The sequence below is a fragment of the Massilia luteola genome (assembly GCF_034420155.1).
GTDB lineage: Bacteria > Pseudomonadota > Gammaproteobacteria > Burkholderiales > Burkholderiaceae_D > Telluria > Telluria luteola.
Map to the genome: position 1 here is coordinate 1 of NZ_JAXOFN010000045.1, position 14,763 is coordinate 14,763.

The 14,763-nt window shown below is 65.5% G+C and carries 18 protein-coding genes; 4 read left to right on the forward strand and 14 right to left on the reverse strand.

Going from position 1 to position 14,763, the window contains the following annotated elements; all coding sequences use genetic code 11:
• Positions 1-88: 88 nt before the first annotated feature.
• From ltrA to U9J41_RS27055, 3 genes are all read right to left on the reverse strand, one after another.
• Positions 89-1,456, reverse strand: coding sequence for a group II intron reverse transcriptase/maturase (ltrA, locus tag U9J41_RS27045; protein ID WP_322401867.1), 1,368 nt, complete (start codon positions 1,454-1,456; stop codon positions 89-91).
• A gap of 453 nt (positions 1,457-1,909) precedes the next feature.
• Entirely contained in the window at positions 1,910-2,479 is a 570-nt protein-coding gene (locus tag U9J41_RS27050) for a porin family protein (RefSeq protein ID WP_322405270.1), read from the reverse strand.
• 180 nt (positions 2,480-2,659) lie between these two features.
• Positions 2,660-3,193, reverse strand: coding sequence for an alpha-ketoglutarate-dependent dioxygenase AlkB family protein (locus tag U9J41_RS27055; protein WP_322405271.1), 534 nt, complete (start codon positions 3,191-3,193; stop codon positions 2,660-2,662).
• Positions 3,194-3,305: 112 nt separating this feature from the next.
• On the opposite strand from U9J41_RS27055, the gene U9J41_RS27060 reads away from it, so the two are divergent.
• Positions 3,306-3,899 (forward strand): putative pterin-binding protein, encoded by a 594-nt coding sequence (locus U9J41_RS27060; protein ID WP_322405272.1) that lies wholly within the window; start codon positions 3,306-3,308, stop codon positions 3,897-3,899.
• A 6-nt stretch (positions 3,900-3,905) separates the two neighbouring features.
• Here U9J41_RS27060 and U9J41_RS27065 read toward each other — a convergent pair whose 3' ends face one another.
• From U9J41_RS27065 to U9J41_RS27095, 7 genes are all read right to left on the reverse strand, one after another.
• Complete coding sequence (locus tag U9J41_RS27065) at positions 3,906-4,268, reverse strand: hypothetical protein (protein WP_322405273.1); 363 nt, start codon at positions 4,266-4,268, stop codon at positions 3,906-3,908.
• A 135-nt stretch (positions 4,269-4,403) separates the two neighbouring features.
• Positions 4,404-4,781 (reverse strand): MAPEG family protein, encoded by a 378-nt coding sequence (locus U9J41_RS27070; protein WP_322405274.1) that lies wholly within the window; start codon positions 4,779-4,781, stop codon positions 4,404-4,406.
• Between the two features lie 18 nt (positions 4,782-4,799).
• The gene (locus U9J41_RS27075; RefSeq protein WP_322405275.1) at positions 4,800-5,621 is read right to left on the reverse strand and encodes a Rossmann-like and DUF2520 domain-containing protein; all 822 of its coding nucleotides are present in this window, start codon (positions 5,619-5,621) and stop codon (positions 4,800-4,802) included.
• A complete protein-coding gene (locus U9J41_RS27080) occupies positions 5,621-6,199 on the reverse strand; it encodes a DUF924 family protein (RefSeq protein WP_322405276.1) in 579 nt (192 codons plus the stop codon). The genes U9J41_RS27075 and U9J41_RS27080 overlap by 1 nt, the downstream gene beginning before the upstream one ends.
• Before the next feature lie 22 nt (positions 6,200-6,221).
• The gene (locus U9J41_RS27085; protein ID WP_425261198.1) at positions 6,222-6,995 is read right to left on the reverse strand and encodes an MgtC/SapB family protein; all 774 of its coding nucleotides are present in this window, start codon (positions 6,993-6,995) and stop codon (positions 6,222-6,224) included.
• Positions 6,992-7,252: a hypothetical protein gene (locus tag U9J41_RS27090; protein ID WP_322405277.1), complete on the reverse strand. Its 261-nt coding sequence runs from the start codon at positions 7,250-7,252 to the stop codon at positions 6,992-6,994. The genes U9J41_RS27085 and U9J41_RS27090 overlap by 4 nt, the downstream gene beginning before the upstream one ends.
• A 1-nt stretch (position 7,253) precedes the next feature.
• On the reverse strand, positions 7,254-9,080 hold the full coding sequence (locus U9J41_RS27095; protein ID WP_322405278.1) for an aminopeptidase P family protein: 1,827 nt from the start codon (positions 9,078-9,080) through the stop codon (positions 7,254-7,256).
• Between the two features lie 133 nt (positions 9,081-9,213).
• Between U9J41_RS27095 and U9J41_RS27100 the strand changes: the two genes are divergently transcribed.
• Positions 9,214-9,795 (forward strand): hypoxanthine-guanine phosphoribosyltransferase, encoded by a 582-nt coding sequence (locus tag U9J41_RS27100; protein WP_322405279.1) that lies wholly within the window; start codon positions 9,214-9,216, stop codon positions 9,793-9,795.
• 67 nt (positions 9,796-9,862) lie between these two features.
• On the opposite strand, the gene U9J41_RS27105 is transcribed toward U9J41_RS27100, so the two are convergent.
• From U9J41_RS27105 to U9J41_RS27115, 3 genes are all read right to left on the reverse strand, one after another.
• Positions 9,863-10,822 carry an NAD(P)H-dependent flavin oxidoreductase gene (locus U9J41_RS27105; RefSeq protein WP_322405280.1) on the reverse strand — a complete coding sequence of 320 codons (960 nt, stop codon included), beginning with the start codon at positions 10,820-10,822 and terminating at the stop codon, positions 9,863-9,865.
• An 84-nt stretch (positions 10,823-10,906) separates the two neighbouring features.
• Complete coding sequence (locus U9J41_RS27110) at positions 10,907-11,815, reverse strand: MBL fold metallo-hydrolase (protein ID WP_322405281.1); 909 nt, start codon at positions 11,813-11,815, stop codon at positions 10,907-10,909.
• On the reverse strand, positions 11,815-12,024 hold the full coding sequence (locus U9J41_RS27115) for a DUF1289 domain-containing protein (RefSeq protein ID WP_322405282.1): 210 nt from the start codon (positions 12,022-12,024) through the stop codon (positions 11,815-11,817). The genes U9J41_RS27110 and U9J41_RS27115 overlap by 1 nt, the downstream gene beginning before the upstream one ends.
• Positions 12,025-12,346: 322 nt before the next feature.
• Between U9J41_RS27115 and U9J41_RS27120 the strand changes: the two genes are divergently transcribed.
• Positions 12,347-13,465 (forward strand): extracellular catalytic domain type 1 short-chain-length polyhydroxyalkanoate depolymerase, encoded by a 1,119-nt coding sequence (locus tag U9J41_RS27120; protein WP_322405283.1) that lies wholly within the window; start codon positions 12,347-12,349, stop codon positions 13,463-13,465.
• Between the two features lie 7 nt (positions 13,466-13,472).
• On the opposite strand, the gene U9J41_RS27125 is transcribed toward U9J41_RS27120, so the two are convergent.
• Complete coding sequence (locus tag U9J41_RS27125; RefSeq protein ID WP_322405284.1) at positions 13,473-13,679, reverse strand: cysteine-rich CWC family protein; 207 nt, start codon at positions 13,677-13,679, stop codon at positions 13,473-13,475.
• 159 nt (positions 13,680-13,838) lie between these two features.
• On the opposite strand from U9J41_RS27125, the gene argB reads away from it, so the two are divergent.
• Positions 13,839-14,747 (forward strand): acetylglutamate kinase, encoded by a 909-nt coding sequence (gene argB, locus U9J41_RS27130; RefSeq protein ID WP_056437493.1) that lies wholly within the window; start codon positions 13,839-13,841, stop codon positions 14,745-14,747.
• Positions 14,748-14,763: the final 16 nt, after the last annotated feature.

Consider the following 14,763-nt stretch of genomic DNA (forward strand, 5'->3'; position numbering starts at 1 on the left):
ATCGGCATAGGGGGCAGCTAATGTTAGCTGCGCCCCTGCCACACCACCCGGCATGCGGGTCCGCACCGGGCGGTTCGAGTAGTTGAGGTCAGGACAAGCGTGGTACTCCCGACCGGTCGAAGTAGGCAACCGTAAGGACTGACTTCAACAGCCGGTCGGCGTTGCGCCACCAGCGACGGCTATTTGCCGCAACCTGCTCGGCAACAGCAGGCATTGCCCCGAGTCGAAGCAGTTCCCGATACATGGTCGTCCCGCGTTTCCAGTGCTTGAGCTGGATCGCCCGGAGCCTGTGACGCAGCCATTCGTCGAGTTGTCTCCATATCTTCGGGGTTTCGGCATATTTGAAGTACCCTTTCCAGCCAAGCATGTAGGAGCGCAGCCTCTCGACGATCTGGAGCATGCTGCGGCCGCCAGAGCGTCTTGTCAGTTCGCGGATGCGTTGCTTGAATGTTGCCAGCGGCTTCTCCGCGACCTTCAATTTCACCACCCTCCCCCTTCCCACCCACAGGCTGTAACCGAGGAACTTGCGACCGAAGGTGCTGCCGACCGCGCTTTTGGTTTCGTTGACCACGAGGTGCAACTTGGCATAGAGGCGGCGCAACAGCACCATCACCCGCTCGCCCGCACGCTTGCTGCGAACGTACACGTTCGCATCATCGGCGTAGCGCGCAAAGCAATGGCCGCGTCGTTCCAATTCCTTGTCCACTTCATCGAGCAGGACATTGGCCAGCAAGGGCGAGAGCGGACCGCCTTGCGGCGTGCCTTCATGCCGAGACTGCACCACGCCATGGTCCATGATGCCGCTGTTCAGATAGGCGCGCACCAGCCGGATCACGCCAGCGTCGTCGATGCGTTTCCGTAAGCGGTCGATCAGGATGTCATGGTTGACCCTGTCGAAGAATTTCGACAGGTCCACATCCACCACGATCCGCCGCCCCGACTGGACGTACGCTCGGGCGGCAAGTACCGCGTCCTGCGCACGCCGGCCTGGGCGGAAGCCGTAGCTGTGCTCGCTAAATGTGGGGTCAAGAATCGGTTGCAGCACTTGGAGCAGTGCCTGCTGGATCAGCCGATCCGTCACCGTCGGGATGCCAAGCTCGCGCTCGCCACCGTCGGGCTTCGGAATCGTTACCCTGCGTACCGGGCTGGGCCGGTACGTCCCCGCCAACAATTGTTCGCGTATCCCCGGCCAGGCCACGGCCAGGTAGCGCGAGGTTTCGTCGATGTCCCGACCATCCACCCCGGCTGCGCCCTTGTTGGCGCGCACACGCTTGAACGCTTGCAGCAGGTTTTCCCTTCTCAACGCTGCATGCAGCAGCATTGATCCCGCGTCTCCTGACGCATGTCGCGGGCGACAGGCTTCGTCGCTGGAGATTTCAGCCAAGGCTTCACCCTGACCTACGGCCTCCCGCCCCGCCTTGGCGGGCATCTGACGCATTGCCTGTCGCATCGACATGCCGGACAACACTCCTACTCGTTCGGTCCTTCGTCGGCGGGGTCGAGCCTTCCCGGCGCTACCGCCAACTACTATGACCTCTGCTGAGACCCCGCTACGGCAGCGCCGCCGCCCTTTCAGGCGTGAGGCGGGGCGTCCCCAGGTAAGGGCCGCACTCCTTCATCACACAACCGCCGCATCTACGCCGCTTCGCCTCGACCACAAGAGCTTCGCGGTTTGTCGCCCGCTCGCCCTGCTCGGCAGCGCCTTCTATGCGATTCTTGTCCATCGGCTCATGATTTACGATTCACGCTTCCTCCCCACGGTCGATTACTCTTCCGCAGTTGCGCTTCACTTCGCTCGCTGTGGTCAGCTTGCGGCGGGACTTTCACCCGCAAGAGTGCGCCCATGCTGGGCGCACAGCAAAAAAAAATGGGCCCGCAGGCCCTTTTTTCTCGACGTCAACCGGGACGCTTAGAAACTGTAGCGCGCACCCACGGTCAAGGCGTCGGCCTTGGCGCCGAACGACTTGCTCTTGCCGTAGCGCTCATACTCGGCGGTCAGTGCAACCTGCTGGTTGAGGTTGTACTGCAGGCCGACTGCGCCATAGGCACCGGTGTCGGTGTCCTTGAGGTTCAGGGCGGCGCTTTCCAGCTTGCGCTCGCTGTGCTGCAGGCCCAGCTTGCCGTACACGGCGAACTGGTCGTTCACAGGCATGTTGTACTTGCCGGCGACATAGTAGCTGGAGCCCTTCGTGCGGCCGCTCGCGTTGGTGCCGTTGGCGCTGTAATTGAAATCGGCGTTGCGGAAGTCGGTGTAACCCGCTTCGACGCCCCAGTTCTGGTCGAATTCATAGCCACCGAAGATCTTGCCCGACGCCTTGTAGCCGTCGCTGTCGACATTGCTCAAGCCGCCGACCGACGAATTCTCGTGGTCCGCCGTGGCAATGCCGACGCCGACGTAGGCGTGCGGTTGGGTGGTCTGGGCTTGGGCCGCGCCCATGGCGGCAGTACTTGCGATCAGTGCAACGATGAGCTTTTTCATATTGCGAATTCCTTTGCGTTGTTTGACTGGTTCGCAATTCCAGCGAATCGCGATGTGGTCAAGATAGCAGCGCAAATTGGTGAAGTCCGTCCGGAACTCGTAAGACTTGTAATCGAATGTAACTTAATAACCCTAAGTTCAGTAGTTATTTAGAGAAAATTGAGCCTAGATAAAACCAATTTAACTCACGTAACGAAAAGTTAGGTTGAGCCGTGGTCCAACCAGTTTGGCCGTCTTGTTGATGCCGTGCTGCCAGTGCGCCTGCAGCGTCCCCGCCATCAACAACAGGCTGCCGTCCGTCAGGTCGAGTCTTACGGTGCGGTTAGTATGCCGATGGCGCAGGAGGAACGTGCGGGTGGCGCCATAGCTGAGCGAGGCGATGACCGGTTGCGGGCCCAGCTCCGGCTCGTCGTCGCTGTGCATGCCCATGCTGTCGGCGCCGTCGCGGTAGTAATTCAGCAACACGCTGTTGTAGCGCTGTCCGGTGACGTGCTCGACCGCCGCGCGCAACTGCGCCAGCAGCGGCGTCAGCGGCAGCGGTTGCAGGGTCAGGCCGGAATACGTGTAGCTCGCCTCGCCATACCAGGCCGTCAGGCGCGGCTGCAGGTAGCGCTTGCCGTACACAACGACGGTGTCGGCACGCCACGGCGTTTCGTCAAGGAGACGCGCCAGGATCTCGGCATTGCCGATCGGCATGGGAAGTTGGGTCAGCATGGACAGTTCGCCATCCGCGATGGGGATAGCGACCAGCTCTATACCTGTGGAAAACAAATCCATTCGACAATATTGCTATGATGGCGATATCCCATCGACCAGGCATTTTCTCATGAACAAACGCCAGTTCCTCGGCGCCGCGGCGGCCGCCGGCGCCTTTCCCATCGCCAGCCAGGCGGCACGGCCGTCCGAACGCGGCCCCACCCTGCTGACGGTCACCGGCGCCATCGCGCGCAGCAACCGCGGTCCGCTCGACCCGGCGCTGGACCAGATGATGCACAAGCACCAGGTCACGTTTACCAAGGCGTGGACCTTCGATTACGGCAGCCTGCTGGCCCTGCCGCCGCAGACGATCCGCCCGACGCTGGAATACGACGGCAAGCCGCATACCCTGCGCGGCCCGCTGCTGCTGGACGTGCTGGCGCATGTCGGGGCGACATTGAACGACAAGGGTAGCGTGGTGCTGCGCGCCGTGGACGGCTACAACGTCGAACTGCCGGTCGCGCAGGCGCGCGCACGGCGCTTCATCGTCGCGACGCACATCGACGGCAATCCGATGCCGCTGGGAGGCCTTGGGCCGCTATGGGCCGTGTACGATGCCGACCGGGTCCCGGAGATGGCGGCGCTGCCGTTGCCGCAGCGCTTTCCAGCCTGCCCGTGGGCGCTGTATCACGTCGAAGTGGATCACGTCGACGCGAAGGGGTGAACCGGATCAGGCGTAGGCTTCGGCCAGGCTCATCACGCGCGGCGCGACCTTGATGCCGACGTTGCCGAACAGGGTGTCGATCGCGGCCAGGTTGGCGGCGCATTCGTCCGTCTTCCAGCCGTTGAAGAGGTCGGTGCCATTCTTCTGGAAGTGCATGTCGAGCACCTTGCCCTTATCCTTGTGGATATAGTTCTGTTGGTAGATGTTCTCGAATCCGAGCTCGGCCAGGGCGGTCAGCACGGCCCGCGGCGGATTGTCGGGGTCGGTGGCCAGGAATACGCCAAACGTCTTGCCGGGCGGCTTGGCCGCCACGTCGACTTCGTAAATGCCGGGTGCCTTGGTGACACTGGTGCTTTTCAGGAACAGCATGCCGTCTTCCTCCACGCATGGCGGATCGGGCCGCCATTCAATAAATTGAAATCAGACACAGCTTATTGCAGTATGGGAACTTTGTCGACCAATGGTTTTCGAGATTTTGCTCTACTGCAACAGCGCACTGTGAACTTATTGTGACAACAGTCCGATCGCACTGCCCGCGACGAGCGCGCCGCACGCGACCATGCCGACGATAAAGCCGAGCTCGCGCTTGGACGGATCGCGGTAATACCCCAGCGCATACAAGATCCGCCCGACGCACCACAGCAGCCCGCCCGCGGCCGCCCAACGGTCGCCGAGGTAGTGGCCGCACAGCCACAACGGGCCCAGCACGAGCGGCAACTGCTCCAGCGTGTTCGCCTGCACCCGTTGAAAGGCCTGGAACGGCAGCGGACCGTCCATCGACGGCGCCGGGACCTGGTATTTGTTTCGCGCCCAGCCGGCCATGATGCCCGTCCAGAAATAAACGCCGAGTGCGGCCAGCGTCGCCCATGCGGTCAATACCATGTCATCTCCAATCTTCATTTAACAAGCACGCTTGCGCCACGCCACGTCCCACGTCGCCGTGGCGAGCGCGTCGTACAGCGCTCCCGTCGGGCCGTCCCAGGCCGCGACCGCTGCATGCTGACGCGCCACCGTCGCCGCGTCGCCGCGCGCGATCGGTCCGGACAGCGCCGCTTCCGGCCCGAGCCTCAGCACGTTCGACAACGTTTCGGTGGCGAGGGGCCGCGCCAGTTCGCGCGCCACGTCGGCCGGGATGCCGGCGGCCTGGTAGGCGCGCAGCGCGGCATCCATGACGGTCACGAGGTAGTTCGACGCGAACACCGCGGCCGCGTGATAAACGGTCTTGGCGGCCGAGTCGATTCGCACGGGCCGCGCGCCGATCGCCTCGAACGCGGGCAGCAGCACCGCCAAGGCGGCGGCATCGCCCTCCACGCCGCAGAACGTGCCGTCGAACGCCGCCGCGACGGCGGCCGGATCGGCGAAGCTGCGCACCGGATGCACGCTGGCGACCGAGGCGCCCGCGCGGCGCAGCGCATCCAGTTCGTTCGATGCCTTCGCGCCGCTGCAGTGGAACACGACCGCCCCTGCCAGCGACGCCGATTGCGCCAGTGCGGCGGCGACGTCGGCGATCGCGTCGTCCGCCACGGCCAGCATCCACACGTCGGCCGGCCGCAACGCGCCGGCGACCGGCGTACCGGCACCGATGAACGCGGCGGCCGCGCGCGCGCTGTCGCTGCCGCGCGTTTTGATGTCCTGGACAGCGAACACGCCGCGCCCCGCGAACAGGCGGCCGAGGGCGCGCCCCACGTGGCCGGCGCCGACGATGTTCAGGGTTGGCAGCATCAGAAGCGCGAACCCGGCTGGCGCAGGAATTCCACTTCTTCCGGCGTCGAGGCGCGCCCGAGGATCTCGTTACGGTGCGGGAAGCGGCCGAAGCGCGCGATCACGCCGCGGTGGCGGTGCGCGTAATCGAGCATCTCGTCGAAGCCCGGCTGTTCGGCGGCCAGCACGCCGAACAGTTCGACGGCGCGCTCCTGCATGGAGGCGTCCTCGGCGTGCTCGAACGGCATGTAGGCGAAGGCGCGCTGCAGCGGCGCGAGCGCGCGGTCGGCGCCGCCGTCGACGAGCGCGCGCGCCGCCGCCAGCGCCAGCGAATCGCCGGCGAACGACAACGGCGTATTGCGATGCGCATTGCGGGTGAACTGGTCGAGCACGAGGATGCGCGCCAACTGGCCTTGCGGCCCCTGTGCGTCCCATTCGCGCAGGCCGCCGGCCAGCGCCTGGGCGATCGTCGCGCCGAAGCGCGTGCGGATGGTGTCGTCGAATTCGTCCTGCTTGATGAACCATTCGCGGCGCGGCCGGCCCGCCTCCGGGCTGCCGGGGGCGCCGAACCAGAAATCGAGAACGTCCTGGGCTGTCATCGTGTTCCTTTGCATGTCCTTGTCAGTTGCGTGCGTGCGAAAGCTGGAAGCCGTCCACGCCCTCGAACGTCGCCAGTTCGCTGGCGAGCAGCGACAGCGGCGCGCCCGGCTTGCCGGCCAGTTCCAGCGCGACGAAATGCCATTCCTGGCAGCCCTTCTCGCTGGAGATCGTCAGCGAGCCGCCGGCGATTTCGTAGCCGCGGTCCAGCGCCGCCTGGCGCAGCGTCTCTTCCTGCGGATAGACGCCGGGCTTGAAGTGCAGCGTGACGGCCACCGCATGGCGCGAAGGCAGCAGTCCGATCGCCTTGTTCAGGTAGATCATGATCATCGCGGAGAAAAACGCCAGGCCCATCGCGGCCATGTAGAAACCGAGGCCGACGAGGATGCCGATCACGGACGACGACCAGATCGACGCCGCCGTCGTCAGGCCGCTGATGTTGAAGCCCGAGCGCATGATCACGCCGGCGCCGAGGAAGCCGATGCCGGTCACGACGCCCTGGACCACGCGCGTGGGATCGACCAGCGCGACGGACGAACCGTGCCCGCCGAACCAGTGGCTCGGATAGCCGGCGACGATCGTCAGCGCGCACGACGCCATGCACACGAGGCCATACGTGCGCATGCCGGCCGCGCGGCCGTGATAGGAACGCTCATAGCCGACCATGAGGCCCAGCAGCAGCGCGCCGAACACGTTCAGCAGGATCAGGCCGTTCGTGGCCAGTTCCGCCTGCGACCAGTAGGCCCCGACCAGGTCGGGCAAGGTCAGGCCCAGGTCATTCGATACGGGGCCCGTCAAGGCTTTTTCCTGACCAGCTGTTTTTCGAATTCGACGTCGTGCTTGCTGACGCGTTTTACCTCTTGCGGGCCGAGGCCGTTGACGAACGCCACGAAGTCGTCCAGCTCGAGCGGCGCGCACAGCGGCGGCGCGCCCGGTTTCTCGGACAAAAAGAAATGACCGTTGCCGGTGCGCGCCATCGAATACGAGGTCACGCCGGTGCGTCGTTTGAGCCGCTCGACGGCGGCGCTGGCGCGGGTGGAACGTGCGCTCGCCATGTCAGATCTCCTTGGTGCGCAGTTCGAGCCAGTCGCGCGCGGCGCCGCTCACGTGCGGCAGCAGGCGCGCGCGCACGCTGCGGTGGTAATCGTTCAGCCACGCGACCTCGTCGCCGCGCATCAGCGAGAGGTCGATGCAGCGCGTGTCGATCGGGCACAGGGTTAGCGTTTCGAAGTCGAGGAATTCACCAAATTGACCATCGACGCCACTGTCGGCCACGCGCGCCAGCACCAGGTTCTCGATGCGGATGCCCCACAGTCCCGGGCGATAGATGCCCGGTTCGTTCGACGTGATCATGCCCGGTTCGATGGCGGTATGCGGCTCCGGCGGCGCGGACGGCGAGATCACCTGCGGGCCTTCGTGCACATTGAGGAAGTAGCCGACGCCGTGGCCGGTGCCGTGGCCGTAATCGATGCCGGCGGCCCAGATCGGGGCGCGCGCCAGTGCGTCGAGCATCGGACCTTTCGTCCCGCGCGGGAAGCGCGCGACGGACAGGGCGATCATCCCTTTCAGCACCAGCGTGAAATCGCGTTTCTGCGCGGCGGACGGCGTGCCGACGGGGACGACGCGCGTGATGTCGGTCGTACCGCCCAGGTACTGGCCGCCGGAGTCGATCAAGAGCAGGCCGTCGCCTTCGATCACCGCGCAGTGTTCCGGTGCGGCGCGATAATGCATGATCGCGCCGTTGGCGTTGAAGCCGGCGATGGTGCCGAAGCTGGGACTGACGAAGCCGGGCCTTTGCTCCCGCGCGGCCGTGATCCGTTCGTCGATGTGCACTTCGTTCAGCGGCGCGCGCTGCGCATCGGCCAGCGTCGCTTCGAGTCCGGCGAAGAATTCGCACAGGGCCGCGCCGTCCTGCTCCATCGTGGCGCGCACGTGGTCGATCTCGGCATCGAGCTTGCGCGATTTGGCGAACGTCGTCGGGTTGATCGCCTCCACCACGCGCACGCCTTGCGGCACGGCGGCGCGCATGCCGGCCGTGATGCGGCGCGGGTCGATCAACAGCGAGCTGTCGGCCGGCAGCGCGGCGAGCGCCCGCTGCGCCTGTTCGTACGGGGCCACGCGCACGCCATCCTGCTCGAGCCGGGCGCGCAGGCCGGCGTCGATCTTGCCGTCGGCGACGAACAGCGTGGCACCCGTCGCTTCGACGAGCGCGTGCGCGAGGAACACGGGATTGAAACTGACGTCGGCGCCGCGCAGGTTGAACAGATAGGCGATGTCGTCGAGGGTCGAGATGACATGGCGCTCGCCGCCCAGCTTCGCCATCGCATTGCGCGTAGCGTGCAGCTTGTCGGCGCACGCGAGCACCGCGTATGGCGCCACGTGCTCGTACACCGGCGCGGGCGGCAAGCCGGGGCGGTCGCTCCAGATCTCGTCCAGCAGGTCGAGGTCGGTGCGCAGTTTGACGCCACGCGCGGCGAGCGCATCGCCCAGCAGGCGCGCCACGGCCAGGCCCAGCACGCGCGCGTCGACGGCGACGGTGTTGCCTTCGTCGAGGTTGGCGGCCAGCCAATCGATGTGCAACAGGCTGGCGCCGGACGGGATCTTCATCAGCTGGATTTCCGTGCCGCCCAGTTCCTGCTCCGCCTGCGTGTAGTAGCGGCCGTCCGTCCAGACGCCGGCGAAGTCCCGCGTGGCGATGAACGTCCCGACGGAGCCCGTGAACCCGGACAGCCATTCGCGGCCTTTCCAACGGCCGGGCAGGTATTCGGACAGGTGCGGATCGGCGGACGGCACGATGACGGCGTCGACCTGGTGGCGCGCCATCGCGGCGCGCAGCTGGGCAAGGCGCGCGGCGCGCACATCGGGGGTGTCAGGTGCTGGCATGGAGCTCAATTGGAGGTTCGGTTTATCAAATCGGTATGATACGCCGTCCGCACCGGCATCGCGCGCGGACGCAATCTGGCGGATAATCGCCTACCCAAGGATCATCGAATCCTACAACCGACCCTGAAATATCATGCAAGACTTTCATTACAACCGCGCCCGCGCACTGCTGGCCAACGCCGAGGAAATCGTCAGCGCGGACCAGGTGCAAGCGGCCGTACGCCACGTCGCCGACGTGCTGAACCAGCGTTTCGACAACGACGAGGCGAGCGATTTCCCGCTCGTGCTGGGCGTCATGGGCGGCGCGGTGGTGTTCACCGGCAACCTGCTGCCGCAGCTGAGCTTTCCCCTCGAATTCGACTACATCCACGTGACCCGCTACGGCGACCTCGATCGCGGCGGCGAAGTGGTGTGGAAAGTGATCCCGCGCCAGGACGTCACGGGCCGCACGATCATCATCGTCGACGACATCCTCGACGAAGGCGAAACGCTGGCCCACGTGAAGCAGCGCCTGCTCGACATGGGCGCCGCCGAGGTGATCCTGGCCGTCTTTGCCGACAAAGATCTGGGTAAAGTAAAACCGGTGCAGGCGGACATCGTCGGCCTGACGGTGCCGAACCAGTTCGTCGTCGGCTTCGGCATGGATGCGCACGGGTACTGGCGCAATCTGCCGGGACTGTGGGTGATCCGCGACGCGGACAAGATACTCGGCTGAACGTCACAAGCATGTCGCCCCCGCCTGCGCGGGGCGACGTGCCAGCGCCAACGCGCCGCGCCTTTTATCAGGCCCGCACGCCCAATCTCTCCCTGGCCGCCTGGTACTGCTGCGTCAACCGCGCCACCATCTCCGCCACGGTCGGCACATCATCCATCAGGCCGACGCCCTGTCCCGCGCCCCAGATATCGCGCCACGCCTTCGCGCTGCCCGAGCCGAAACTCATCTTGCTCTTGTCCGACACGGGCAGGTTGTCCGGGTCCAGCCCCGCCGCCACGATCGATTTTTTCAGGTAATTGCCGTGCACGCCCGTGAACAGGTTCGTGTAGACGACGTCGGCCGCCGTCGACTCGACGATCGCGTCGCGGTAGGCGTCGGTGACGTTCGCTTCGCGCGTGGCCAGCCAGCGCGAGCCGATGTAGGCGAAGTCGGCGCCCATCGCCTGCGCGGCGAGGATGGCGTCGCCGGTGGCGATCGAGCCGGACAGCGCGATGGGACCGTCGAAGAACTTGCGCACTTCGCCCACCAGCGCGAACGGCGACAGCGCGCCCGCGTGGCCGCCGGCGCCGGCCGCGACGAGGATCAGGCCGTCCACGCCCGCTTCCAGCGCCTTTTCGGCGTGGCGGATCGAGACGACGTCGTGCATCACGATGCCGCCGTAGGCATGCACGGCATCCAGCATTTCCTTCGGCGGCGCGCGCAGCGACGAGATGATGATCGGGACCTGGTGCTTCACGCACACGTCCACGTCGTGTTCCAGGCGGTCGTTCGACTGGTGCACGATCTGGTTGACGGCGATCGGCCCGACGTTCTTGTCCGGATGCGCGGCCTGGTAGTCGGCCAGCTCCGCTTGCAGGTCCGTCAGCCACGTGTCGAGCTGCGCGGCCGGGCGCGCGTTCAGCGCGGGAAAGGAACCGACGATGCCCGCCTTGCACTGCGCGGCCACCAGCGCGGGACCGCTGGCGATGAACATCGGCGACGCGATGACGGGTAAGGACAGGTTTTGCAGGACGGGAGGCAGCGCCATGGATTTCTCGCGATAGTTGATCGGACCCATCGATTATGGATTAAAAAAGCACGACCGTGCTAGATACCCGGCTCTAATTCTTCGTCAGGGTTCGACGAGTGTAGCGTCCTCGACGCGCGCCGCACCCGCTTTCACGAGCGCGCGCACGAGCCGGTCCGCCAGGTCTTCGCCGCTGCCGTGCAAGAAGCGCTCGCGCGCCAGCACGAGCAGCGGCACCGTGGCGCACAACGTTTCGACGTCGGCCAGCGGAATGCGCCGCCGTTCCAGCAGCAGAAATTTTAATAGCACCCTGGCGGCGTTCTCGGCATTGCGCACCGGGTCGGCCGCGAGGTAATCCAGGCGCGAATACGCGCGGTCCAGCGCGGCCGCCACGTCGGCGAACGGCGCGCCATGGCCGGGGATGACGACGCGAACGTCGAGCGTCGCGATCAGGTCCAGCGTGGCGCGCACGTCGATAAAACCGGGTTCGCCGGCCAGTTCCGGGAACACGACGCCGAAGCCGTTCCGCCACAAGGCGTCGCCGGAGATCAGGATGCCTTGCGCTTCGCACCACAGCAGCAGCGCGTGCGGATCGTGGCCGGGCGCCGCGAGCGCCTGCCAGTCCAGGTCGCCCATGCGCAGGCGCTGGCCGGGTTGAATTGCCTCGTCATACGCAAAGCGCGGGCACTGCTGGGCCGTGGCGCGGAAACTCAGCACGTCCTCGTCCCACGCGTCGACCTTCGCGCATTCCGCCCTCGGGATCGCAATGCGGCAGCGGTAGGCGTCGCGCAAGGCCGCGTTGCCGCCGCAGTGATCGGAATGCAGGTGGGTGTTGACGATGCGGTCCAGCGGACGCTCCTGCAGCGCGTGGCGCACGAGGGACAGCGTCTGCGCCGCGTGCGTCACATAGCCCGTGTCGACGAGCGTGGCGCCGTCCCGTCCCGTGATGAGGATGTTGTTGGACGACAGCCAGCCGCGCTCGAACACCCGGACCGCTGGCGGCAACGTCGGCATCAATCGAACGGGATGTGCGCTTCACGCCGGCGGATTTCTGCCCACACGGCGCGTTTATAGTCGTCGTCGGCGCGGCTCCAGGCGACGATTTCGTCGATCGTGCGCAAACAACCTTCGCACAAGCCCGTGACGGGCGACATCTTGCACACGTTGATGCAGGGAGAAGGGACCGGCGTTTGCCGTTCCGGCGGCACGCTTGCGTCGTTCACGCCGCAACCCGCGCAATCTTGCCGACGAGATATCCGGTGGCGAGCACATCCGGCAGGTCGGGACAAAATGGGGTATCGTGGAACGGCAGGGAGCGCCACTCGAGACAGATGCCGGGTTGGAATATTGGACACATGGAGCGCAGATTAACGTATCCGGACGAATCGCGCTTGACCGGCGGGCCGGCCTGGGTAGACTGAACTCGTCCGTTGCGCTTATCCCATCTGTAAGGTTCGCGCAAGCTTCGCCATCAAGACTGAACCCTCGCTCGATGCCTCAGCCACGCGCCGGCGGCATTGCCGACACACCCCACAAGGAGTGCCGATGACCCTGAATCACAAGTTCCTGGCGCAAATGCGTGCCGCGACCCGATCCCTGATACGCCGCGGCCCCGCCGTTGCCCGCACCGTCCTCCGCGAATCCGTCAAAAACGCCACCGCCATGCAGGCCGCGGCCGTCAACAGCGTCGAGCCGGTCGCGCCGCCCGCCTCGAACCAATCGACCTACGACGCCTTTTCCGACATGCTGGCCGACCTGTCGCGCCTGGGCCAGAGCGCCAACCCGTTCAACCTCCCGCCGCTGTCGACGGGCGCGGCGGCCATCGGCCTGCCCGGCCACTTCGTCGACGCCAGCCATACGAACGACGCAGGCACCCGCGACTACAAGCTGTATATTCCGAGCACGTATGCCGGCCAGCCGTCGGCGCTGCTCGTGATGCTGCACGGCTGCTCGCAGCATCCCGACGACTTCGCGCTCGGCACCGGCATGAACGCGCTGGCCGAGGAATACGGCTGCCTCGTCGCCTATCCGGCCCAGTCGCAGCAGGCCAACGCCACGCGCTGCTGGAACTGGTTCAGCGCGGCGGACCAGCAGCGCGGCCAGGGCGAGCCCGCCATCATCGCCGGGCTCACGCAGGACATCATGGCGCGCTACGTGATCGATCCGAACCAGGTGTTCGTCGCGGGCCTGTCCGCGGGCGGCGCGATGGCGGCCATCATGGGCACGCTGTATCCGGACCTGTATGCGGCCGTCGGCGTCCACTCCGGCCTGCCGTTCGCGGCCGCCCACGACCTGGCCTCGGCGATGGCCGCGATGAAAGGCGATTTCCGCACGCACCACAAGCCGGGAAAATCCTTGCCGATCATCGTGTTCCACGGCGACCGCGACACGACCGTGCACCCGGCCAATGGCGACGAGCTGATCAAGCGAAGGCGACGCCATCCGTCGGAAGACGTCGTCGTCGAACCCGGTGCCGTGCCGGACGGCCACGCCTATACGCGCACGGTGCACCGCAAGCCTGATGGCAGTATCCACGCGGAACACTGGGTGATCCACGGTTCCGGCCACGCCTGGTCGGGCGGCGACATGCGCGGCAGCTATACAGACGGCAGGGGGCCGAACGCGAGCCGCGAAATGATGCGTTTTTTCCGGACCGCGCGCTGACGGTGTGTTACGTGGCCGGCGGCGTATCCGGCGCCCTGGCTGTCCGTTGCGCGATATGCTGCTCGAGGCAGGCCGGACACCAGCACCCGGCCGCTTCGCCCGCGGGCGGGAGCGCGGCGACGGGCGGCAGGCGCGTGCACCAGCACGGTGCGCCGTCGTTGCCATCGACCATCGCGCAACCGAATTCGGCGCCGCAGCGGGTACAGGTACTCATGTGAAAGATTACCGTCGTGTATCCATATGTAAGGCACCTTAACGGCGGGCGCCAGAAAATACAACATGGAGCTTCTAAAATGATCACTGCGGCAGGCTAATGCCTGTAAAATCTCGCAAATTCTTTTTCGGACCCCTAATGAACGCTACGCTGACCTCGATGACGGGCGACGACCAGAATAACGACCTGACTGCGGTCTCGCCGCAGATCAAGGCGCAGATCCTGGCCGAAGCACTCCCCTACATCCGTAATTTCCACGGCAAGACCATCGTCATCAAATACGGCGGCAATGCGATGACCGAAGAACGCCTGAAGCACGGCTTCGCGCGCGACGTCATCCTGCTGAAACTGGTCGGCATGAACCCGGTCGTGGTGCACGGCGGCGGTCCGCAGATCGACAACGCGCTCAAGAAGATCGGCAAGCAGGGCACCTTCGTGCAAGGCATGCGCATCACCGACGAAGAAACCATGGAAGTGGTGGAGTGGGTGCTGGGCGGCGAAGTCCAGCAGGACATCGTCATGCTGATCAACCACTACGGCGGCCAGGCCGTGGGCCTGACCGGCAAGGATGGCGGCCTGATCCGTGCACGCAAGATGGCGATGCCGGACAAGGACAAACCGGGCGAGTTCCTCGACATCGGCTTCGTCGGCGACATCGAGGCGATCAATCCGGCCGTCGTGAAAGCGCTGCAGGACGACGCCTTCATCCCGATCATTTCGCCGATCGGCTTCGGCCAGGACGGCCAGGCGTACAACATCAACGCCGACGTCGTCGCCGGCAAGATCGCGGAAATCCTGAAGGCCGAAAAGCTGATCATGATGACCAACATCGCCGGCGTGCAGGACAAGCAGGGCAACCTGGTGACGGACCTGTCGGCGCGCGAGATCGACGAGATGTTCGCGGACGGCACGATTTCCGGCGGCATGCTGCCGAAGATCTCGTCGGCCCTGGACGCCGCCAAGTCGGGCGTGAATACCGTGCACATCATCGATGGCCGCATCGAGCACTCTTTGTTGCTGGAAGTCTTGACCGAACAGGCTTTTGGCACTATGATCCGCTCGCATTGAATTTTTGTGGCGTCTC